This is a genomic window from Amycolatopsis heterodermiae (genome assembly GCF_034929455.1).
Taxonomy (GTDB): Bacteria; Actinomycetota; Actinomycetes; order Mycobacteriales; family Pseudonocardiaceae; genus Amycolatopsis; species Amycolatopsis heterodermiae.
Genome location: NZ_JAYFSI010000014.1, coordinates 45,134 through 66,665 on the forward strand (window position 1 = coordinate 45,134; position 21,532 = coordinate 66,665).

Annotated in this window: 20 protein-coding genes; 14 read left to right on the forward strand and 6 right to left on the reverse strand. The window is 71.2% G+C overall.

Going from position 1 to position 21,532, the window contains the following annotated elements; translation table 11 throughout:
• Positions 1–17: 17 nt before the first annotated feature.
• The 8 genes from glgX to VA596_RS41095 all read left to right on the forward strand — a co-directional run bounded on the left by glgX (position 18) and on the right by VA596_RS41095 (position 11,529).
• Positions 18–2,174 carry a glycogen debranching protein GlgX gene (gene glgX / locus VA596_RS41060; RefSeq protein ID WP_323334906.1) on the forward strand — a complete coding sequence of 719 codons (2,157 nt, stop codon included), beginning with the start codon at positions 18–20 and terminating at the stop codon, positions 2,172–2,174.
• A 247-nt stretch (positions 2,175–2,421) separates the two neighbouring features.
• Positions 2,422–4,404: an alpha-1,4-glucan--maltose-1-phosphate maltosyltransferase gene (locus tag VA596_RS41065; RefSeq protein ID WP_323334907.1), complete on the forward strand. Its 1,983-nt coding sequence runs from the start codon at positions 2,422–2,424 to the stop codon at positions 4,402–4,404.
• Positions 4,405–4,441: 37 nt separating this feature from the next.
• The gene (gene treS, locus VA596_RS41070; protein WP_323334910.1) at positions 4,442–6,250 is read left to right on the forward strand and encodes a maltose alpha-D-glucosyltransferase; all 1,809 of its coding nucleotides are present in this window, start codon (positions 4,442–4,444) and stop codon (positions 6,248–6,250) included.
• Between the two features lie 5 nt (positions 6,251–6,255).
• Complete coding sequence (locus VA596_RS41075; protein ID WP_323334911.1) at positions 6,256–7,629, forward strand: maltokinase N-terminal cap-like domain-containing protein; 1,374 nt, start codon at positions 6,256–6,258, stop codon at positions 7,627–7,629.
• 5 nt (positions 7,630–7,634) lie between these two features.
• Positions 7,635–9,845 (forward strand): 1,4-alpha-glucan branching protein GlgB, encoded by a 2,211-nt coding sequence (gene glgB / locus VA596_RS41080; protein WP_323334914.1) that lies wholly within the window; start codon positions 7,635–7,637, stop codon positions 9,843–9,845.
• Positions 9,846–9,968: 123 nt separating this feature from the next.
• Positions 9,969–10,358 (forward strand): hypothetical protein, encoded by a 390-nt coding sequence (locus VA596_RS41085; protein WP_323334915.1) that lies wholly within the window; start codon positions 9,969–9,971, stop codon positions 10,356–10,358.
• A 41-nt stretch (positions 10,359–10,399) separates the two neighbouring features.
• On the forward strand, positions 10,400–10,588 hold the full coding sequence (locus VA596_RS41090; protein WP_323334917.1) for a hypothetical protein: 189 nt from the start codon (positions 10,400–10,402) through the stop codon (positions 10,586–10,588).
• A gap of 428 nt (positions 10,589–11,016) precedes the next feature.
• Complete coding sequence (locus VA596_RS41095) at positions 11,017–11,529, forward strand: hypothetical protein (protein WP_323334918.1); 513 nt, start codon at positions 11,017–11,019, stop codon at positions 11,527–11,529.
• A gap of 7 nt (positions 11,530–11,536) precedes the next feature.
• Here the strand turns inward: VA596_RS41095 and VA596_RS41100 are convergent, their stop codons facing one another.
• The 3 genes from VA596_RS41100 to ppgK all read right to left on the reverse strand — a co-directional run bounded on the left by VA596_RS41100 (position 11,537) and on the right by ppgK (position 14,867).
• Positions 11,537–12,388: an LLM class flavin-dependent oxidoreductase gene (locus tag VA596_RS41100; RefSeq protein WP_323334919.1), complete on the reverse strand. Its 852-nt coding sequence runs from the start codon at positions 12,386–12,388 to the stop codon at positions 11,537–11,539.
• 87 nt (positions 12,389–12,475) lie between these two features.
• Positions 12,476–13,879, reverse strand: a complete 1,404-nt coding sequence (locus VA596_RS41105; protein WP_323334921.1) for an RNA polymerase sigma factor — start codon at positions 13,877–13,879, stop codon at positions 12,476–12,478.
• Positions 13,880–14,099: 220 nt separating this feature from the next.
• Positions 14,100–14,867, reverse strand: a complete 768-nt coding sequence (gene ppgK / locus VA596_RS41110) for a polyphosphate--glucose phosphotransferase (protein ID WP_410171969.1) — start codon at positions 14,865–14,867, stop codon at positions 14,100–14,102.
• A 64-nt stretch (positions 14,868–14,931) separates the two neighbouring features.
• Between ppgK and VA596_RS41115 the strand changes: the two genes are divergently transcribed.
• The gene (locus tag VA596_RS41115; protein ID WP_323334922.1) at positions 14,932–15,753 is read left to right on the forward strand and encodes an inositol monophosphatase family protein; all 822 of its coding nucleotides are present in this window, start codon (positions 14,932–14,934) and stop codon (positions 15,751–15,753) included.
• 444 nt (positions 15,754–16,197) lie between these two features.
• Here VA596_RS41115 and cei read toward each other — a convergent pair whose 3' ends face one another.
• The gene (gene cei / locus VA596_RS41120; RefSeq protein WP_323334924.1) at positions 16,198–16,881 is read right to left on the reverse strand and encodes an envelope integrity protein Cei; all 684 of its coding nucleotides are present in this window, start codon (positions 16,879–16,881) and stop codon (positions 16,198–16,200) included.
• Between the two features lie 505 nt (positions 16,882–17,386).
• On the opposite strand from cei, the gene VA596_RS41125 reads away from it, so the two are divergent.
• Complete coding sequence (locus VA596_RS41125; protein WP_086676737.1) at positions 17,387–17,695, forward strand: DUF4193 domain-containing protein; 309 nt, start codon at positions 17,387–17,389, stop codon at positions 17,693–17,695.
• 144 nt (positions 17,696–17,839) lie between these two features.
• Here VA596_RS41125 and VA596_RS41130 read toward each other — a convergent pair whose 3' ends face one another.
• Positions 17,840–18,322 carry a DUF3093 domain-containing protein gene (locus tag VA596_RS41130; protein ID WP_323334927.1) on the reverse strand — a complete coding sequence of 161 codons (483 nt, stop codon included), beginning with the start codon at positions 18,320–18,322 and terminating at the stop codon, positions 17,840–17,842.
• Positions 18,323–18,346: 24 nt separating this feature from the next.
• Here VA596_RS41130 and dut point away from each other — a divergent pair, with 24 nt between their 5' ends.
• Positions 18,347–18,841, forward strand: a complete 495-nt coding sequence (gene dut / locus VA596_RS41135; protein ID WP_323334929.1) for a dUTP diphosphatase — start codon at positions 18,347–18,349, stop codon at positions 18,839–18,841.
• Entirely contained in the window at positions 18,841–19,500 is a 660-nt protein-coding gene (locus VA596_RS41140; protein WP_323334931.1) for a DUF3710 domain-containing protein, read from the forward strand. Before dut ends, VA596_RS41140 begins: the two co-directional genes overlap by 1 nt.
• Before the next feature lie 59 nt (positions 19,501–19,559).
• Here the strand turns inward: VA596_RS41140 and VA596_RS41145 are convergent, their stop codons facing one another.
• The gene (locus VA596_RS41145; RefSeq protein WP_323335359.1) at positions 19,560–20,243 is read right to left on the reverse strand and encodes an alpha/beta fold hydrolase; all 684 of its coding nucleotides are present in this window, start codon (positions 20,241–20,243) and stop codon (positions 19,560–19,562) included.
• A 135-nt stretch (positions 20,244–20,378) separates the two neighbouring features.
• Between VA596_RS41145 and VA596_RS41150 the strand changes: the two genes are divergently transcribed.
• Both VA596_RS41150 and VA596_RS41155 read left to right on the forward strand, forming a co-directional pair.
• The gene (locus VA596_RS41150) at positions 20,379–20,759 is read left to right on the forward strand and encodes an OB-fold nucleic acid binding domain-containing protein (RefSeq protein ID WP_323334933.1); all 381 of its coding nucleotides are present in this window, start codon (positions 20,379–20,381) and stop codon (positions 20,757–20,759) included.
• Between the two features lie 9 nt (positions 20,760–20,768).
• Positions 20,769–21,491: a DUF3159 domain-containing protein gene (locus tag VA596_RS41155; RefSeq protein WP_323334934.1), complete on the forward strand. Its 723-nt coding sequence runs from the start codon at positions 20,769–20,771 to the stop codon at positions 21,489–21,491.
• The last annotated feature ends 41 nt before the right edge of the window (positions 21,492–21,532 follow it).

Here is a 21,532-nt window from a genome sequence, read left to right on the forward strand (position 1 = left end):
TCTGGGACGATTCAGGAATGGCTACCCGACCCTCCGCCGACCACGTCCTCGCCGGACGCCCGTTCCCGCTCGGCGCCCACCCGGAGGCGGGCGGGGTCCGGTTCGCCATCACCTCGGCCGTCGCGGACGCCGTCGAGCTGTGCCTGATCGACGCCGACGGGTCCGAACGCCGGATCGCGCTCACCGAGCGCACCTTCGGCGTCTGGCACGGCCTGGTGCCCGGGGTGACCCCCGGGCAGCGCTACGGCTACCGCATCCACGGCCCCTACGACCCGGCCCGCGGCCTGCGCTGCAACCCGCACAAGCTGCTGCTCGACCCGTACGCCCGGCAGATCACCGGCGGGCTCACCGACCTGACCGCCGCCCAGGGCTTCACCGGCGACCCGGACCGCGGCCCGATGTCCACAGTGGACTCACTCGGCAGCGTGCCGCTGTCGGTCGTCGCCTCGCCCGGCGGCCCGGACACCGGGGCCCACCCGGAGGTGCCGTTCGAAGAGGCGGTGATCTACGAGCTGCACGTCAAGGGGTTCACCCAGCAGCACCCGTTCATCCCCGAGGCGCTGCGCGGCACCTACCTCGGCCTGGCCCACCCGGTGGCCATCGAGTACCTGACCCGGCTCGGCGTCACGTCGGTGGAGCTCCTGCCGGTGCACTCGTTCCTCGACGAGCCGTCCCTGGTCCGGGCCGGCCGGCACAACTACTGGGGGTACTCGCCGCTCGGCTTCTTCGCGCCGCACGCGGCCTACGCCAGCGAGCCCGGCCACGAGGTCGAGGAGTTCCGGCTGATGGTGGCGGCGCTGCACGCGGCCGGCATCGAGGTCATCGTCGACGTCGTGTTCAACCACACCTGCGAGGGCGGCCCGGACGGCCCGACGCTGAGCTTCCGCGGCCTCAACGCGCCGGTCTACTACCTGCACACCGACCGCGGGCACATGGCCGACATCACCGGCTGCGGCAACACGCTGGAGGCCGGCTCACCGACCGTGGTCCGGCTGGTCACCGACTCGCTGCGCTACTGGACGCAGGAACTGGGCGTCGACGGCTTCCGGTTCGACCTGGCCAGCACCCTCGGGCGGCCGCGCGGTGGCGCATTCGACGCCGCCTCGACGCTGCTCACGGCGATCACCACCGACCCGGTGCTCTCGCGCTGCAAGCTGATCGCCGAGCCGTGGGACGCGACCGGCGAGGGCTACCGCGTCGGCGGCTTCGGCGCCCAGTGGGCGGAGTGGAACGGCCGCTACCGCGACACGATCCGTGACTTCTGGCGCGGCGCGACCGGCGTCCGCGACCTGGCCTACCGGCTGTCCGGTTCGTCGGACCTGTACGACCACAACCTGCGCCGGCCGTGGCAGTCGATCAACTTCATCACCGCCCACGACGGCTTCACGCTGCGGGACCTGGTGTCCTACAACGAAAAGCACAACGAGGCCAACGGCGAGGACAACCGCGACGGCACCAACGACAACCGCTCGTGGAACCACGGCGCGGAGGGGGAGACGGGCGACGCCGAGATCCGCGCCCTGCGGGCCCGGCAGGCGCGCAACCTGTTCGCGACGCTGCTGCTGTCCACCGGCACCCCGATGCTCACCGCGGGTGACGAGTTCTGGCGCACCCAGCACGGCAACAACAACGCCTACTGCGTCGACGACGAGACGTCCTGGTTCGATTGGACCCCCGAGGGGCCCCAGGCCATCGAAGCCGACGCCATGCTCGCGTTCGCCCGCCGGGTCGTCCGGCTGCGCGCCGGCAGCCCGGCCCTGCGGCAGCCGGAGTTCTTCGAAGGCCGGACCACGCCCACCGGCAAGCCGGACCTGGTCTGGTTCCGCCCCGACGGCGAGGAGTTCGGCGAGAGCGACTGGTTCGCCGACCGCCGCACGCTCGGCATGTGGATCGACGGCTCGAACAGCCAGGCCCGCAACCGCGAGGGCGCGCTGGTGCCCGACCACTCGTGGCTGCTGTGGCTGCACGCGGGCGACGAGACCGCGGAGGTCGTGCTGCCCGGCCACGAGTACGGCGAGACGTTCAAGCCGACCCTCGACACGAGCACCGGCGACGGCAGCCCGGCGCACCCGGGCCCGCTGGAGCCGAAGAGCCGGGTGACACTGCAATCGCGCTCGCTGCTGTTGCTGCGGGCGCCGCGCCTGGCGGCGGAGCCCCCGGCGGAGAGCTACTGACGCGTAGCCGAAAGGCGGCCGCCGCGATCGTCCATTCGGGTATCCATCCCGCCGCGGCGCCGCCGCCTGGCTAGGGTGGCGTCTCGTCGTAACCCGCCGGACATCCGCCGGGAACCTTTGCCGGGAAAGCGTTTCACTCGAACGAGTCTGGGTACAGGACAAGGGAGACCTGCCTCGATCGTGCGTGATCGAGTCGGGCAGACTGACGACGCCTGAGTCCACACCCACAGATCGAGGGGCGTTGCCCATGACCGGCCGGCTCGGTATCGACGACGTCTCCCCCAGCGTGAGCTGCGGCCGGTATCCGGCCAAAGCCGTTGCGGGGGAGCACATTCCCGTCACCGCGACGGTCTGGCGCGAAGGCCACGACGCCGTCGCGGCCACCGTCGCGTGGCGCGGCCCCGGCGACCGCCTGACGCGCCAGGCCCGGATGGTCCCGCGCGGACCCGACCACCCGGACGAGTTCGCCGCGGTGATCGTCCCCGACACCACCGGACTCTGGACCTACCGGATCGACGCGTGGAGCGACCCCTGGGCGACGTGGGAGCACGCCGTCGAGGTGAAGGTCGCCGCCGGGCAGGGGCCCGAGGACCTGGCCAACGACATCGAGAACGGCGCCCGGCTGCTGGAGCGCGTCTCCCGCCGCCCGGACCGCCGGGCCGAAAAGGCGCTCCTCACCGGCGCGGTCGTCGCGCTGCGCAACGAAGAGCTGAGCCTCGCCGAGCGCGTCGGGCCCGCGCTGTCGCCCGAGGTCCGCCAGCTGATGCACGAGTTCCCGGTGCGCGAGCTGATCACCAAGGGCAAGCCGTTCAAGCTGTGGGTCGACCGCAGGCGCGCCGCCTTCGGGTCCTGGTACGAGCTGTTCCCGCGCTCCACCGGCGGCCTCGACGCCGAGGGCAGGGCCGTGCACGGCACGTTCACCACCGCCGCGGCCGCGCTCGACCGGGTCGCCGGGATGGGCTTCGACGTCGTCTACCTGCCGCCGATCCACCCGATCGGCCGGGTGAACCGCAAGGGCCCCAACAACACCCTCGACGCGACCCCGGACGACGTCGGGTCGCCGTGGGCGATCGGCGCCGACGAGGGCGGCCACGACGCCATCCACCCCGACCTCGGCACCTTTGACGACTTCGACGCCTTCGTCGCCCGCTCGGAAGAGCTGGGCATGGAGGTGGCGCTCGACTTCGCGCTGCAGGCCGCGCCCGACCACCCGTGGGTCCTCAAGCACCCCGAGTTCTTCACCACCCGGCCGGACGGCTCGATCGCGTACGCCGAGAACCCGCCGAAGAAGTACCAGGACATCTACCCGATCAACTTCGACAACGACCCCAAGGCCGTCTACGAGGAGATGCTGCGGGTCGTCAACGTCTGGGTCGACCACGGGGTCAAGATCTTCCGGGTCGACAACCCGCACACCAAGCCGCCGGACTTCTGGGCCTGGCTGATCCAGTCGGTGAAGGACGCCCACCCGGACGTCCTGTTCCTGGCCGAGGCCTTCACCCGCCCGGCGCGGCTGTGGGGCCTGGCCCGGCTCGGCTTCACCCAGAGCTACACGTACTTCACCTGGCGGACCGGCAAGCAGGAGCTGATCGACTTCGCCGTGGACCTGCGGGACCACTGGAACGAGGGCCGGCCGAACCTGTTCGTCAACACCCCGGACATCCTCCACGAGTCGCTGCAGCGCGGCGGCCCCGGCATGTTCGCGCTGCGGGCCGCGCTCGCCGCGACGATCGCGCCGACGTGGGGCGTCTATTCGGGTTACGAGCTGTTCGAGCACGTCCCGGTCCGCGACGGCAGCGAGGAGTACCTCGACTCCGAGAAGTACCAGCTGCGCCCGCGCGACTTCGACCGCGCGCTTGCCGAAGGCCGGTCGCTGGAGCCGTGGATCGCGAAGCTGAACGCCGTCCGCCGCGCGCACCCGGCGCTGCAGCAGATGCGCACCCTGCACTTCCACCACGTCGACAACGACGCGCTGCTGGCCTACTCCAAACAGGACCCGGCCACCGGTGACACGGTGGTCACCGTCGTGACCCTCGACCCCTACGGGCCGCAGGAGGGCACGTTGTGGCTCGACACGGGGGCACTCGGCTTCGAAGCGCACGAGCGGCTGATCGCGCACGACGAGGTCACCGGTGACACGTGGGACTGGGGCCAGGCCAACTTCGTCCGGCTCGAACCGTGGCGGGCCGTGGCCCACGTGGTGTCGGTCCGGCGGCGGCTGGCCGGGTAGCAGGGAAGGAACGGATCGAGGGACTGAGGTGGAACACATGGCGGAGGAAGCCCGCCCCGACGCGGCACTCGGGCTCGAGGGTGTGCCGCACACCGGTGAGGCGATGACGGCCGACGGGATGCTCGTCGAACCCCAGGCCGAGGACTTCCGCTCGGCGCAGCAGGCGCCCAGCAACCCGGAGTGGTTCAAGGGCGCGGTGTTCTACGAGGTGCTGGTGCGCGCGTTCGCCGACTCCAACGGCGACGGCACCGGCGACCTGCGCGGCCTGGCCGGCCGCCTGGACTACCTGGCGTGGCTCGGCATCGACTGCCTGTGGCTGCCGCCGTTCTACGCGTCGCCGCTGCGCGACGGCGGGTACGACATCAGCGACTTCCGGGCGGTGCTGCCGGAGTTCGGCAGCGTCGAGGACTTCGTCTTCCTGCTGAACGAGGCGCACCGGCGCGGCATCCGGGTGATCACCGACCTGGTGCTCAACCACACCTCGGACGCGCACCCGTGGTTCCAGCAGTCCCGCCAGGACCCGGACGGCCCGTACGGCGACTACTACGTGTGGAGCGACGACGACTCCCGCTACGCCGACGCGCGGATCATCTTCGTCGACACCGAATCGTCCAACTGGACGTACGACCCGGTGCGCGGCCAGTTCTACTGGCACCGGTTCTTCTCCCACCAGCCGGACCTCAACTTCGAGAACCCCGACGTCCAGAACGCGATGATCGACACCCTGCGCTTCTGGCTCGACCTGGGCATCGACGGGTTCCGCCTCGACGCCGTGCCGTACCTGTTCGAGCAGGAGGGCACCAACTGCGAGAACCTGCCGCGCACGCACGAGTTCCTCAAGCGCTGCCGCAAGGTCGTCGACGACGAGTACCCCGGGCGGATCCTGCTGGCCGAGGCGAACCAGTGGCCCTCCGACGTCGTCGAGTACTTCGGCGACCCGGCGGTCGGCGGCGACGAGTGCCACATGGCGTTCCACTTCCCGCTGATGCCGCGGATCTTCATGGCCGTGCGCCGCGAGTCGCGGTTCCCGATCTCGGAGATCCTCGTCCAGACCCCGGAGATCCCGGCCGGCACCCAGTGGGGCATCTTCCTGCGCAACCACGACGAGCTGACCCTCGAGATGGTCACCGACGAAGAGCGCGACTACATGTACACGGAGTACGCCAAGGACCCGCGGATGAAGGCCAACATCGGCATCCGCCGCCGGCTGGCTCCGCTGCTGGACAACGACCGGAACCAGCAGGAGCTCTTCACGGCGATGCTGCTGTCCCTCCCGGGTTCGCCCGTTCTGTACTACGGTGACGAGATCGGCATGGGAGACAACATCTGGCTCGGGGACCGCGACGCGGTGCGCACACCCATGCAGTGGACCCCGGACCGCAACGCCGGGTTCTCCTCCTGCGATCCGGGCCGGATCTACCTCCCGGTGATCATGGACCCGGTCTACGGCTACCAGGGCCTGAACGTCGAAGCGCAGTCCAACAACGAGTCCTCCCTGCTCAACTGGACCCGGCGGATGATCGAGGTGCGCAAGCAGCACCAGGCCTTCGCCCAAGGTGAGTTCATCGACCTCGGTGGCTCCAACCCGAGCGTGCTGGCCTACAAGCGCCAGTGGCGGCGCCCGGACGGCGGGGAGGACGTGGTGCTCTGCGTCAACAACCTCTCCCGGTTCCCGCAGCCGGTGGAGCTGGACCTGTCGGCGCACCGCGGGTGCGTCCCGGTCGAGCTGACCGGCGGCGTGCGCTTCCCCGGCATCGGGGAGCTGTCCTACCTGCTGACGCTGCCGGGACACGGCTTCTACTGGTTCCAGCTGACTACCCCGGGAGACGAAGGCGAAGCGAGGTGAGTTCCGTGTCCGAGACCAGAAAGCTGGTCGACGCACTGACCGGCGATCTGGCCCGATGGCTGCCCGAACAACGCTGGTTCGCCGGCAAGGACCGGCCGGTGACCGGTGTCCGGCCGCTCGGCGTGACCGAGCTGGTCGAGGGTGACCCCCAGCTGCTGCACGTGGTGGTGGAGGTGACCCAGGACGACCGGCGCGAGCCCTACCAGCTGCTGGTGGGCCGCCGGACGCACCCGCCGGAGATCGCGTCGGGCAGCTGGATCATCGCCGGCGGGGACCTGAACGCCTACGAGGCGTCCGCGGACGCGGACCTGACCGGCGTGCTGCTGGACCTGATGGCGAGCGAGGGGCGCGTCGGCGCGCTCGGCTTCGGGCACGAGCCCGGCGTCGAGCTGGACACCGGGCTGCGCGCCCGGCCGATCTCCTCGGAGCAGAGCAACACGTCGCTGGTCTACGGCGGCCAGTACATCCTCAAGCTGTTCCGCAAGCTGACCCCGGGCCAGAACAAGGACCTGGTGCTGCACCGCGCGCTGCAGGAGGTCGGCAGCAAGCACATCGCGCAGCCGCTCGGCTCGATCACCGGCGACCTGGACGGCGAGCCGACCACGGTCGGCATGCTCCAGCAGTTCATCCCGGACGCCGTCGACGGCTGGGCGATGGCCACCACCAGCGTCCGCGACCTGATGGCCGGCCCGGAGCGGCACGCCGAGGAGGTCGGCGGCGACTTCGCCGGCGAGGCCGAGCGGCTGGGCCGCGCGGTCGCCGAGGTGCACGCGGACCTGGCCGAGGCGCTCGGCACCGAGGGTGTCGACGCCGACGAGCTGGACCGCACGATGAAGGCGATGATCGCGCGGCTGGACACCGTCGCCGGCCGGGTCCCGGAGCTGGCCGAGCACGCGCCGGCGCTGCGGGCGTCGTTCGAGACGCTGCGGGCGCTGCCCGCCGACTCGGTCTCGATGCAGCCCATCCACGGCGACCTGCACCTGGGCCAGGTGCTGCGGACGGTCACCGGCTGGCTGCTCATCGACTTCGAGGGCGAGCCGGCGGCCCCGGTCGAGGAGCGGCACGCGCTCCGGTCGCCGTTGCGCGACGTGGCGGGCATGCTGAGGTCGTTCGACTACGCCGCCCAGCAGATGCTGGTCGGGCAGCCGGACGACCCGGAGCTCGTCGAGCGGGCGCAGGAGTGGTCGGACCGCAACCGCACGGCGTTCTGCGAGGGGTACGCCGCGGTCGCGGCCGACCCCCGCGACCAGCGCGAGCTGCTGCGCGCGTTCGAACTGGACAAGGCGATCTACGAAGTGAGCTACGAGCACGCGAACCGGCCCGACTGGCTGGGCGTCCCGCTCGCCTCGATCGCCCGGATCATGCGGGGAGATGGGTGAGGATCGTGAACGCGGTACCGGAGAACCTGCCGGACGCGGCCCCGCCGGCCGCCGACATCGACCGGCTGCTGGCCGGGTCACACCACGACCCGCACTCGGTGCTGGGCGTGCACAAAGTGGGCAAGGGGTTCGCGGCGCGGGCGCTGCTGCCCGGGGCCAAGGCCGTCGCGCTGACCGTGGGTGAGCACCGGTACCCGATGGAGCCGGTGATCGACGCGCTGTTCGCCGTCGCCGTCCCGGAGCACCCCGGCGACTACCGGTTGGAGGTCGAGTACGACGGCCACAGCGTCACCGCGGACGACCCGTACCGCTGGCTGCCCACGGTCGGCGAGCTGGACCTGCACCTGATCGGCGAAGGGCGCCACGAGCGGCTCTGGGAGGCGCTCGGCGCGCACCTGCGCTCCTACGACACGCCCGGCGGCGTCGTCGAGGGCACGTCGTTCGCGGTCTGGGCGCCGAACGCCCGCGGCATCCGCGTGATCGGCGACTTCAACGGCTGGGACGGGCGCGGGCACGCCATGCGCTCGCTCGGCTCGTCCGGGATCTGGGAGCTGTTCGTGCCCGGGGTCGGGGCCGGCACCTGCTACAAGTTCCGGATCCTCGGCGCCGACGGGAACTGGCAGGAGAAGGCCGACCCGATGGCGTTCGGCACCGAGCTGCCGCCCGCGACGGCGTCGGTCGTCACGCGCTCGGCCTACCGCTGGGAAGACGACGAGTGGGTCGCGCAGCGCGAGGCGACCCAGTGGGCCGCGGCGCCGATGAGCGTCTACGAGGTCCACCTCGGCTCGTGGCGTCCCGGGCTGAACTACCGCGAGCTGGCCGACCAGCTCGGCGACTACGTCCTCGAGACCGGCTTCACGCACGTCGAGCTGCTGCCGGTGTCGGAGCACCCGTTCGGCGGCTCGTGGGGCTACCAGGTGACGTCGTACTACGCGCCGACGTCCCGGTTCGGCTCGCCGGACGACTTCCGCTACTTCGTCGACCGCCTGCACCAGCGGGGGATCGGCGTGCTCGTCGACTGGGTGCCCGCGCACTTCCCGAAGGACATCTGGGCGCTGGCGAAGTTCGACGGCACCGCGCTGTACGAGCACGCGGACCCGCGCCGCGGCGAGCAGCCCGACTGGGGCACGCTCGTGTTCGACTTCGGCCGCAACGAGGTCCGCAACTTCCTCGTCGCGAACGCGCTGTTCTGGATCGAGGAGTTCCACCTCGACGGCCTGCGCGTCGACGCGGTGGCGTCGATGCTCTACCTCGACTACTCCCGCAAGGAAGGGGAGTGGCTGCCGAACCAGTACGGCGGCCGGGAAAACCTGGACGCGGTGCGGTTCCTGCAGGAGCTGAACGCGACCGTCTACAAGCGACACCCGGGCATCGTGATGGTGGCCGAGGAGTCGACGGCGTGGCCCGGCGTCACGCGCCCGACGCACCTGGGCGGTCTCGGGTTCGGCTTCAAGTGGAACATGGGGTGGATGCACGACACGCTCCGCTACCTGTCCCACGAGCCGATCCACCGCGCCTACCACCACAACGAGATGACGTTCTCGCTGGTGTACGCCTGGAGCGAGAACTTCGTCCTGCCGCTTTCGCACGACGAAGTGGTGCACGGCAAGGGATCCCTGTGGGGCCGCATGCCGGGTGACGCCTGGAACAAGGCGGCCGGGCTGCGTTCGCTGCTGGCGTTCATGTGGGCGCACCCGGGCAAGCAGCTGCTGTTCATGGGCGGCGAGTTCGGCCAGCCGTCCGAGTGGTCGGAGGAGCGGTCGCTCGACTGGCACCTGCTGGACGAGCCGCTGCACCGCGGCGTCCAGGACCTGCTGCGGGCGCTGAACTCGGTGTACAAGTCGACGCCGGCGCTGTTCAGCCAGGACACCTCGCCGGAGGGCTTCGCCTGGATCGACGCCAACGACTCCAGCGGCAACGTGCTGAGCTTCCTGCGCATCGGCGCCGACGGCTCGCGGCTGGCGTGCGTCGCCAACTTCGCCGGCGTCCCGCACCACGACTACCGGGTCGGCCTGCCGGCCGCGGGCCGCTGGCGCGAGGTGGTCAACACCGACGCCGAGAGCTACGGCGGCTCGGGCGTCGGCAACCTGGGTCTCGTCGAGGCCACGGACTCACCCTGGCACGGCCAGCCGGCCTCGGCGATCCTCCAGCTCCCGCCCGCCGGAGTTCTCTGGCTCACCGAAGAAACACCCCCGGCGGCCCTGGACCTCCCGTAGCCGCTCGCCGGTCGTGAGTGGGAAACAGTGTTCTAACCCTGTTTCCCACTCACGACCCCGGTAGCGAGCGCGGCGTCCGAAAATGGGTGCGCCGGCGGCGCGTCGCGGGCTTACCATCAGTGCATGGCCGGCGCCGGAGGCGTCCTCGGGAACCTGATCCTGTTCGCCGTGGTCTGCATCGCTCCCACGGTGCTCTTCTGGTGCGCGCTGCGCCTGCCCGGCGTGGTGAGCCGGCTGCGGGAGAAGCGGCAGCCGGAGCCGCAGGGGCCGCCGATCGAGCGGGTCGCCGCGGACCTGCGGCGGGTGCACCGGCTGCTCGTCGACTACCCGTCCGGCACCCCGGCCGCGCGGCGCTACGGCACCCGCCAGGCCTACGACGAGCTGCTCACCCAGGCCTGCCGCCAGATCGGCGTCCCGCACCGGCTCGCCGAGCTGCCCGAGGGCATGGACCGCGAGATCGAACGCCTGCGCGTCGAGCAGTCGCTGCGGGAGCGGGGCCTGGCCGTCCCCTGAGTTGTACGGGACGTGTACGCCCGCCCGGCACCCTGCCCGGCATGCGATTCCTGCTCGGCCTCACGATGACGACGGCCGCCCAGGTCGCCGCGAACTTCGCGCGCCTCGACGCCGCGACCGTCGACGGCTGCCGGTTCACCGCGGGCGACACCTTTGCCACCCAGGGCGCCCGCATCGCCGCGCTGGACAAGAAGCTCCGCCCCAAGGGGCTTCCCGCGATCTTTCGGTGACGCCAACCGCAGGGCCCGGCCGCTCTGCCACGCCACCTACCTCGCAACGGTCCTGAAGCCCGCGGGCTTCAGCTGGGAAGACGCCGACGACGACAAGACCAACGTCTGGATTCCGCAGGGCCTCACCGGCTCTGGCGACGCCGACCCGGTGACCGGGACCGACGGCGGCAAGCGCGTCGTCGCGACTTCGGGTTACACGACCGGCGACACCATGGCTCGTCTGTCTTTATGGACGCTACAGCACGTCCTGCTCGTGGAACCGACGTCCGACACCGACTTCGCCGTCGTCGCCGGGCACGGGGCAAGGCATCACCTGGGCCGGCAACCTGTGCTTCGACACGACGCACTTCTGGAAGGTCGACGACAGCTCGGCGACCGTCGGCCTCGGCAGCGACGGCAAGTACCACGCCGCCTACTACGACTACGCGATGCCGCAGGTCGGCGCGTACTGGTACCCCGGCGGCGGCGCCTGCACGACGGCGACCGGCGCGCGCCCGTGCCTGTCGGCGCTTTCCTTCGACCACAGTGATTCCACGTTCGTCACCGCCGAGCACGTGCCGACGGCGGCGGGCGGCCGGATCCTGCGGTGGCCGTTCGACGCCACCACCGGCCGCCTCGCCACGGGCGCCGACGGCTTGGTGCACGCGAAAGAGGGCTTTTCGTCACCGGTGTGGGGGATGCAGGGCGCGGTGTCCCGGGGCGGCTATTTCGTGCTCACCGGCGTCTGCCCGGAGTACGCCGGGGTGGCCGGCGACCACCCGTCGTGCCTGCACGGCGGGGTCGGCGGCGCCTCGACGTCGAGGTTGCCCGGGCAGGCGCCGGTGAACAGCCAGAACCTGTCCTACTGGCCGGCGACGGGCGAGCTGTGGCTGCTCAACGAGCAGCTGCGCGAACGCGTCACGGTGCACGTCCCGTGGACGGCCCTCACCGGCCGGCCCTGAAGACGTGTCACAGCACGATTTCGGCGAGCCGCTCGACGTCGTCGATCTCGTCGGTGGCCGGGTTGAAGATCAGCTCGTCCGCGCCGAGGTCGGCGAACTCCCGCACCGCGGTCCGCACGGTTTCCGGTGTCGTGCGGACGTTGTCGACGACGACCTTGGCCATCTCGCCCATGTTGCTGTAGTAGTCGCCGACCTTCTCGCGTCCGGTGGCCGGCTCGCCGAGCGCGAAGTAGACGATGGCGACGAGCCGCGGCTCGCCGTCCCGGCCGCCTTCGCGCCAGGCTTCGCGGGCCTTGCCGAACGCGTCGGCGACCATCGCGGCCGGCATCGAGCCGCCGATGTAACCCTGGCCCCACTTCGCCATGCGGGCCAGGGCGTTCGGCGCGAACCCGCCGAACAGCAGCGGCACCTCGCGGGTGCCGGGCGGCACCGCCGGGTTGTCGCCGCCGCCGACCGGCTTGCCGTTCCAGACGTCCCGGTAGACCTCGAGGTCGGCGTCGATCCGCTTGCCGAGCCCCTTCGGGCCGAGCCCGTCGGCGACGAAGTCGTCCGGCCGGCCGCCGATCCCGATGCCGAGGGTGACGCGGCCGCCGGAGACGCCGTCGATCCCGGCGATCTCCTTCGCCAGCAGCACGGGCGGCCACACGGTGCCGAGCAGGACGTTGCTGAGCAAGCCGATCCGCGACGTCGCGCCGGCCGCGGCGGCCAGCGCGACGGTGTCCATCACGCCGGGGTAGGCGATCCGGCCGACCGTGCCGAGCGTCGAGAACCCGGCGGCCTCGGCGCGCGCGGCCCAGCCGGGAAGGAGGCCCGGGCGCATGTCCCGGACCTGGTTCGGCAATCCGATGCCGATCTGCAATGGAGGCTCCTCAGGAAAGGAAAATGATCTCCCTTTCACCCTCCCGGAAAAAGAAGAACCCCGCCACGATCGTGGCGGGGGTCTTCTTTATACCGACGAAAAACAGTCCAGGGAGTCGCGCAGCACCTGGGACCGCGACGGGGGACGCAGCTTCGACATCGTCTTCGACTCGATCTGCCGGATGCGCTCACGGGTCACCCCGTACACCTGGCCGATCTCGTCGAGCGTGCGCGGCTGGCCGTCCGTCAGGCCGAAGCGCAGCCGGACCACGCCCGCCTCGCGCTCGGACAGCGTCTGCAGCACCGACTGGAGCTGGTCCTGCAGCAGCGTGAACGACACCGCGTCGACCGCGACGACCGCTTCGGAGTCTTCGATGAAGTCACCGAGCTGGGAGTCGCCCTCGTCGCCGATGGTCTGGTCCAGCGAGATCGGCTCACGCGCGTACTGCTGGATCTCCAGGACCTTCTCCGGGGAGATGTCCATTTCCTTGGCCAGCTCTTCCGGGGTCGGCTCGCGGCCGAGGTCCTGGAGCAGCTCACGCTGTATGCGGCCGAGCTTGTTGATGACCTCGACCATGTGCACCGGGATGCGGATGGTGCGGGCCTGGTCGGCCATCGCGCGGGTGATCGCCTGGCGGATCCACCACGTGGCGTACGTCGAGAACTTGTAGCCCTTGGTGTAGTCGAACTTCTCCACCGCGCGGATCAGGCCGAGGTTGCCCTCCTGGATCAGGTCCAGGAACGCCATGCCGCGGCCGGTGTAGCGCTTGGCCAGCGACACCACGAGCCGGAGGTTCGCCTCGAGCAGGTGGTTCTTGGCGCGCTCGCCGTCGCGCACGATCCACTTGAGATCGCGGCGCATCTGCGTGACGAGCTTTTCGCCCTCTTCCTCGGCGGTGCGCACGCGCTCGGCGGCGTAGAGCCCGGCCTCGATCCGCTTGGCCAGCTCCACCTCCTCCTCCGCGTTCAGCAGCGCGACCTTGCCGATCTGCTTGAGGTAGGCACGCACGGAGTCGGCCGACGCGGTGAGCTCGGCGTCCTTGCGCGCCTGGCGCAGGGCCTCCGACTCCTCCTCGTCCCAGACGAAGTCCGGGTTGTCGGAGCTCTTGGCCGCGGCCGCCTTGTCGGCGGCCGCGCCGCGACGGCGCTGCGCCGGGGTCTCCTCGTCGGATTCCTCGTCGTCATCGTCGTCGGCGTCCGGCTCGTCGTTGACCGTCTCGTCAACGACGTCGACCTCGACTTCGACCTCTTCCAGGTCCGACAGGTCCGGCGAGTCGAGCTCGCCTTCGATGCCCTCGGGACCGTCGGGCTCGCCGTCCTCGCCCTTGGTCCCGGGCTTCTTCGCCGGTGCCTTCTTGGCCGGAGCCTTCTTGGCAGTGGTGGTCTTGCGCGCCGCTGGCTTCGCCGTCCCGGTGGCTGCCTCTTCGGCCGGCTCGCCGGCTGCGGTCGCTGTCTTCGTCCCGCCTCGGGTTGCGGTTCTTGCGGCTGCCACTTACGCCCTTTCGCAGCGGTCGATCATGACGAGCAGCGGACACGGAGCCGCTGCTGCCTCACATTCGGGGATCACGCCTCGGCCTGCGGTTTTGGCCTCCGCAGCCGTGGGCCGTGTTCCATTGTAACGACGGTACGCGCATGCGTCGCGAAGCGATCACCCTCCGGCCTGCCGGAGGTGTCGAATCGGTGTCGAATCCGGTCCCGTAACCAGCGCCGTCCTAGTGCTGGATGCCCTCGGCCGCGGCGGCCGCGGCACCGACGATCCCGGCGTTGTTCTGCAGCGAAGCCACCAGGACCGGCGTGCGGATGTTCAGCAGCGGCACCCATTTCTCGGCCTTCTTGCTGACGCCGCCGCCGACGATGAACAGATCCGGCCAGATCAGGTTCTCGAGCACGGTCAGATAACGGTGCACCCGCTTGGACCATTCGGGGTAGGTCAGGCCCTCGTTGTCCTTCACCGAGGCGGCCGCGCGCTTCTCCGCGTCGTGGCCGTCGATCTCGAGGTGGCCGAACTCGGTGTTCGGGACGAGCTTGCCGTCCTGGAACACCGCGCTGCCGATGCCGGTGCCGAAGGTGAGCAGCGCCGTGACGCCGGTGCGCGCGACCGGGTCGCCGAAGCGGATCTCCGCCATGCCGGCCGCGTCGGCGTCGTTGAGCATCGCGACCTGGTCGACGCCGACGCCGAGCCGCTTGGCGAACAGCGCGTCGGCGTCGGTGCCGATCCACTGCTTGTCGATGTTCGCCGCGGTGTGCGCGACGCCCTTCTTCACGACGGCCGGCAGCGTCACGCCGACCGGGCCGTCCCAGCCGGCCTGGGTCACGATCTCGGCGACGACGTCCGCCACCGCCGAGGGGGTGGACGGCTTGGGCGTCTCGATCCGGATCCGGTCGCCGATGAGCTGCCCCCGGTCCAGGTCGACCAACGCGCCCTTGATCCCGCTGCCGCCGATGTCGATGCCGAAACCTCGGCGGGTCGCCTCCACCACGGACGTGGTCCCTTCTCGCACGATTCAGAAGCCTGCCTCGGAGACTTTAACCGGATGTGGTGACATGACGGACGTGGGAGTTGACGAGTCGTTGCTGAAAAGCGTCGCGGTGCAGGTCGCGACGGAGGCCGCCGAGCTGGTCCGCGAGGCCTGGGACGGGATGGCGGCGGGCCGCTCGGTCGCCGTGGACACCAAGTCCGCGGACACCGACGTGGTCACCGCGGTGGACCACGAGTCGGAGCGGCTCGTCCGCGCCCGGCTCGCCGAGCTGCGGCCCGGGGAGCCGGTGCTGGGCGAGGAGGGTGGCGGGACCGCGGGCGACGACGGCGTCACGTGGGTCGTCGACCCGATCGACGGCACGGTCAACTTCCTCTACGGCCTGCCGTGGTTCGCGGTGTCGGTGGCGGCGCAGGTCGGCGGGGTGTCGGTGGCCGGCGCCGTCGTCGAGCCGGTGAGCGGCCGCGTCTGGTCGGCCGCCCGCGGGCAGGGCGCGTGGCTCGACGGGCGGCGGCTGGCCGTCTCGGCGCCGTCGCGGCTGGAGCTGACGCTGGTCGGCACCGGGTTCGCGTACTCGGCGGAGCGGCGGGCGCGTCAGGCCCGCTTCGCGGCGGAGCTGCTGGGCCGCGTCCGCGACATCCGTCGCAACGGGGCGGCGTCGCTCGACCTGTGCGCGGTCGCGGCGGGCTGGCTGGACGCCTACGCCGAGCACGGCCTGCACCGCTGGGACTGGGCGGCGGGCGCGCTGATCGCGGCGGAGGCGGGCGCGTCGGTCGTGCTGCCGGGTTCGGCGCCGGACCTGGGCGCGGACGCGACGTACGCGGCGGCCCCGTCGATCGCGGAGGCGCTCCGGAAGACGCTGGGGGAGTGCGGCGCCGCAGAGGTCTGAGACGGCCTGAGGCGGCCGTTGCCGGGTCCTGGGGGACGGCAGGGCGTGACCAGGAGGGCATCACGTGTGTCTGGAGGGGCATCACGCGTGATTGGAGAGGCATCACGCGTGTCTGGAGAGGCATCACGCGTGATTGAGAGGACGACTCGCGTCCCCGGGCGGTCAACTCGCGTGCCTGGGAGTCGACTCGCGTCCCTGGTCGGTCGGCTCGCGTACTTCGGTGGACGACACGCGCACCTCGGCGGACGACTCGCGTGCCTGGATGGACGACACGCGTACTCAGGGGGACGACACGCGTGTCTGGGGGTCGGCTCGCGTGCTGCGGCGGGCGACTGGCGTGCCTGGATGGACGACTCGCGTGCCTGGATGGACGACACGCGCACTCAGGGGGACGACACGCGTACCTCGGTGGACGACTCGTGAGGCTTGCGGTGGGTCAGGGGGTCAGCACTGGACGTCGCGGGCCGAGGACAGCAGGGTCTGGTCGATGACCGGGGCCTGGGCGCCCGCGGACTGCTCGTTGCCGCCGCCGCCCTGGTGGGCCTTGGACCACTCGGTGAGCTGGGTGAGGACCTGGCGGGCCTCGGCGCGCGGGCGGATGTCGCCGAAGTTCGTGCCCGTGACCAGGTCGACGCTGGCGTCCTTGCGGTTGTCCTGGACCAGCTCGGCGCACGGCACCACGAGGGTGAGCGTGCGCGCCGCGGTGAGGCCGTTCGCGCCGAAGCGGATCTGGCCGCGGCACTTCGCCTCGCGGTTCTCGTAGGCGGGGTCGTTGGCCGGCTCGCCGGTGTTGGTGAACCCGAGCTCGCGCAGCGCGGTCGTCGTGATGCTGCCCTGGCCGCGGGTGCTCGACGCGTTGAGCACCGTCACCGGGACCTTGTCCGGCGGGACCGGCGCGCGGTCGTCCAGGGCGTTGTGGGGGAGTGTGGTGAACGTGACACCCGGCGGCGGGCTGGCCGGCGGGTCGCACCGGACGGCCTCGTCGACGTCGCCCTTGCCGACCGCGGCGTTGATCCACACGATGATCGCGCCGAGCGCCAGCACGCCGATGACGATCAGCGCCGGCAGCGGCTTGTGCCTGCGATACGGCCGCGCCCCACGGTCCCCGATGCCGTTCCCCGACGCCACCTGCCCGTCCCTTCCCGAACCCAGAACCCGACGGCAGCTCGTCGGCACCGTCGTGGCGGATCAGCCTAGGCGCTGCGACCCGCGTGCGCGGGTCCGGGTCACCCCACCGGTTTCCCGGCTCGCGGGCGCCTGCCGAGACCCCGTCCCCGTGCGGCGATCGCACCACGCGGGGGTCGGCCGGGGCAAGCGGACACGGGCCCCTCGTGAGGTTCTCCACCCGGGGGCAACCCGAATGGACGACAACGCGTCTTACCTGCGGGTTCCCCCTGTCGGGTGACGATTCCCCGGCAATGTCTGACTCGTTGCAGAACCCGCGAAGGCGTGAGCTACCCTTCCCGGGCTCCGGCCGCAGGACGAGGCCCAAAATGAGAGAGACCTCGGTCACTCCGGCCGTCGGGCACAAACAGGGGCCCTGGAACGTTGACCAGCGGCACGGCGGACTCACGGGCGCACCCGCGGGTCCGGGAAAACGACTACACAAGCTGATCGCAGGGGTGAGGGACACATGGCTACCGACTACGACGCTCCGCGCCGCAGCGAAGCCGACGAGCTGGCCGAAGACTCGTTGGAGGAGCTCAAGGCCCGGCGGAACGAGAACCAGTCCGGCGTCGTCGACGTCGACGAGGACGCGACCGCCGAGAATTTCGAGCTGCCGGGTGCCGACCTCTCCGGGCTTTCCGGTGAGGACATGACCGTGAAGGTGGTGCCGAAGCAGGCGGACGAATTCACCTGCTCCGTGTGCTTCCTGGTGCACCACCGCAGCAGGCTGGCCGAGGAGAGCGGCGGACGCCTGATCTGCCGCGACTGCGCCTGAGGACGGCGCGGGAGCTCGGGCAGGGGTTCAGGGGACGAACAGACGCGACGGAGAGCCCTGAGGGACAGGGGAGGGCTCGAAGCGCGCTGGGGACAAGGGGGCCGGCCGGCAGGCCGGCCCCCTTCCACATGTCCAAGGCGTGGCTCAGGCGCCCTTGAGCAGTTCGGCGACCTTGCCCGGGTGCCGGGTGCTGAACAGCCAGTACGGCGTCGGGTCCGCGGGGTCGGTGAGCCGGATCCGCACGGCCGGGCCGACCCAGCCGCGGTGCAGCACGTACGCCGCGGGGTCGCCGTCGCGGCCCAGCGCCTTGCGCTTGGCGTCCTTGTCGAAGATCTCGACCTCGCCGACGTAGCGCAGCGGCAGGTGCGCGTCGCCGACCCACAGCTCCGGCTCGTCGCCGCCGGTGACGCGGACCCGGGACTTGCCCAGCGACAGCAGCAGCGCCACCACCACCGGCAACGCGATCACGTACGGCAGCCAGGCCCGGATCCCCGGGTACCCGAGGTCGATCTCGGCCGCCAGCAGGATCGCGCCCAGGACCGGCAGCGGCCAGCCCCACCACGGGACGTAGAGCCGCTCGGAGTGCCGGACCGCGGCACTCGCGGCCGTCTTCGCTGATTCACCCACGGGTAGAGAGTAATCTCGCCGCCCGTGTCCAGCGTTCAGGTACTCCTCTCCCGGCTCGACCCGGATGTCCCGCTGCCCGCCTACGCCCGACCGGGCGACGCGGGCGCCGATCTCGTCACGACCTCGGATATCGTGCTCCAGCCCGGGGAACGCGGGGTGGTCGGCACCGGCGTCGCGATCGCGCTCCCGCCCGGGTACGCGGGGTTCGTCCACCCCCGGTCCGGCCTGGCCGCCCGGGCCGGCCTCTCGGTGGTCAACACCCCGGGCACGATCGACGCGGGCTACCGCGGTGAGATCAAGGTCTGCCTGATCAACCACGACCCGGTGCACCCGGTGAAGCTCGCGCGCGGCGACCGCATCGCCCAGCTGGTCGTGCAGCGGGTCGAGCACGCCGAGTTCGTCGAGGTCGCCGAGCTCGACGCCACCGAACGGGGCGCCGGAGGCTACGGCTCCACGGGCGGACACGCCACACTGGGAGCAGACGCGCTCGCGGCTGGGGAAGGAACGGAGAAGCAGTAGTGGGGATTTTCGGACGCAAGCGGCGGACCGAGGGCGGGTCCGCGGGACGGCACGCCGCGCCCGATGCCGACGACACGATCGAGGACGAGTCGTTCAGCGAGGACTCCGAGCTGTCGGACGTCTCCGACGGCCCGTTCGACGTCGCGGACTTCGACGACGACGGTGTCCCGCGGATCGACCTCGGCTCGGTGAAGGTGCCGGTGCCCGACGGGTCGCAGGTCCAGGTCGAGATGGACCCGGAGACCAGCGGCGTGCGGGCCGTGCACGTCGTCACCGAGCAGGGCCAGATCACGGTCAGCGCGTACGCCGCGCCGCGCACCGGCGGGCTGTGGCGGGAGGTCAGCAGCGAGCTGGCCGACCAGCTGCGGGCCGACGGCGCGAAGGTCAACATCGGCCGCGGCGTGTGGGGCCTCGAGATCTCGGCCATCGTCGGCGACGTCTCGCTGCGCTTCGTCGGCGTCGACCGCCCGCGCTGGATGCTGCGCGGGGTCATCGCCGGGCCGCAGTCGGAGGGCGCGGCGGCGGTGGAGGTGCTGCGGGAGATCGTCCGCCGCACGATCGTCGACCGGGGCGACGCGCCGATGCCGGTCCGGACGCCGCTGACCATCACGCTCCCGGACGCCGTCGCCGAGCACATCGCCGCCCAGCAGCAGGGCTGACGCTCGACAAAAGCCGTGAATGTCGCATTGAGGGACTTCAACGCCCCTCAATGCGGCGTTCACGGCTTTTTCCGCGCCCGGAGGAAGGCCAGGACGGTCGCCCGGCCCAGGGACTCGCGGTCGGCGCCCAGCGCGGCCAGCGTCGTCCGGCCGAGGGACGCTCGAGGGAGGCTCGCGGCCCACTCGGATGCGACTTTCGTCGGGTGTACCGGGTCGTCGGTGCACGTGCCGACGCCCGCCGGGACGTTCAGCGCCGCCAGCTGGGCCAACGACGGTGATGGACGGGCCGCGGCGACGCGCAGGCCCGCGGCCAGGTCGTCGCCGTGGCGCCGCCACGCACGGTCCAGCTCCGCGCGCAGCCAGGCCGGGCTGCCCTCGGCCTGGGCCAGCGCGGCGCCCACCCCGTAACGGGCCACCAGATCCGCCGACAGCGTCGCGGCCCGCGATGCGGGTGCTGGGCCGGGAGCGCCGTTCCACGCCGGGAGCGCGGCCAGCAGGCCCCCGCAACGGCCCGGGTGGCGCACGGCCCACTCCGCGGCCAGGTGCGCGCCGAACGAAATGCCGCCTACGAGCAGTTCGCCGTGTTCGTCCGCCAGCGCGTCGAGGATTTCCAGGTAGCCCTCGGCCAGTGAAGCCCCTGGTGGCGGCGGTGGGGTGAGGAGCGGGACACCGAGGGCGCGCAGCGGGCCGGCGAAGACCGCGCGGACGAACACCTCGTCGGAGCCGGTGCCGGGCAGCAGCACCGCGGCGGGAACTCGGATTGCGGACGTCACGTTGCGATCTTTGCGCAAAGGCGTTTCCCTGACGGGGACCGCAGTACGCTGGAAACGTTCGGGCCGCAAGCACCAAGTCGGGGGCCCCGGAGCACAGGAGCACCTATGTCCGCCAAAGACGGCGGCTACTTCAGCCGGTTGGTTCGCAAGCTGACCAGCGACGTCGAGGATCTCGACGCCGACGAGATGTCGATGAGGTCGGACGCCGAGGGCGCGCAGCGCGCCTGCGACTGCCGGTCCGGCGAAGAAGTCACCGTGATGGGGAGACTGCGCAGCGTGGAGCTCTGCCCGACCGACGAAGCCGCCACCCTGGAGGCGGAGCTGTTCGACGGGACACAGGGCGTGACGCTAATCTGGCTCGGCCGCCGCCGGATCGCGGGCATCGAGCCGGGCCGCACGATCAAGGTGCGCGGCCGGATGGCCGAGCGTGACGGCCAGAAGGTGCTGTACAACCCCTATTACGAGCTCCAGAGCCCAGTGAGTTGATCACCTATCGTGACTGATCCCGCCCCGAGCGAGAAGAAGACCGACGACGCGGACGAACCGCAGCCGACCCTGCTCGAGCAGATGGGCGGCGTGTCCGGCCTGATCTACTCGTCGCTGCCGGTGATCGTGTTCGTCCTGGCGAACTCGTTCTTCGGCCTGACCGCGGCCATCTGGACCTCCATCGGCAGCGCGGTGGCCATCACCGTGCTCCGCCTGGTGCGCAAGGAGCCGCTGCAGCCGGCGATCTCCGGGTTCTTCGGCGTGGCGATCGCGGCGTTCATCGCCTACCGCACCGGGTCCGCGAAGGGGTTCTTCCTCTTCGGGATCTACGCGAGCCTCGTCTACTGCGGCATCTTCGTGCTGTCGGTGGTCGTGCGCTGGCCGATCGCGGGCGTCGTCTGGAACATGCTCAACGGCACCGGCCAGGCCTGGCGCAAGGACAAGCCGTCCCGGTACGGCTACGACGTCGCCACGCTCGCCATGGCGGCGATCTTCGCCGCCCGGTTCGTCGTGCAGCGGTGGCTCTACCAGGAGGACTACACCGGCTGGCTGGCCTTCGCGAAGATCGCGATGGGCTACCCGCTCTACGCGCTGGGCCTGCTGGTCGTCGTCTGGGCGGTCCGGCGGTCCGACAAGCGCCTCAAGGCGATGGCCGAGGACGAGCCGAAACCGGAGACCGACGCCGAGGTCGAGGCCCGGCTCCGCGAAAAGTACGCGGCTCCCGAAGCTTAAAGACACGAAGAAGGCCCCTGACGCTCGTCAGGGGCCTTCTT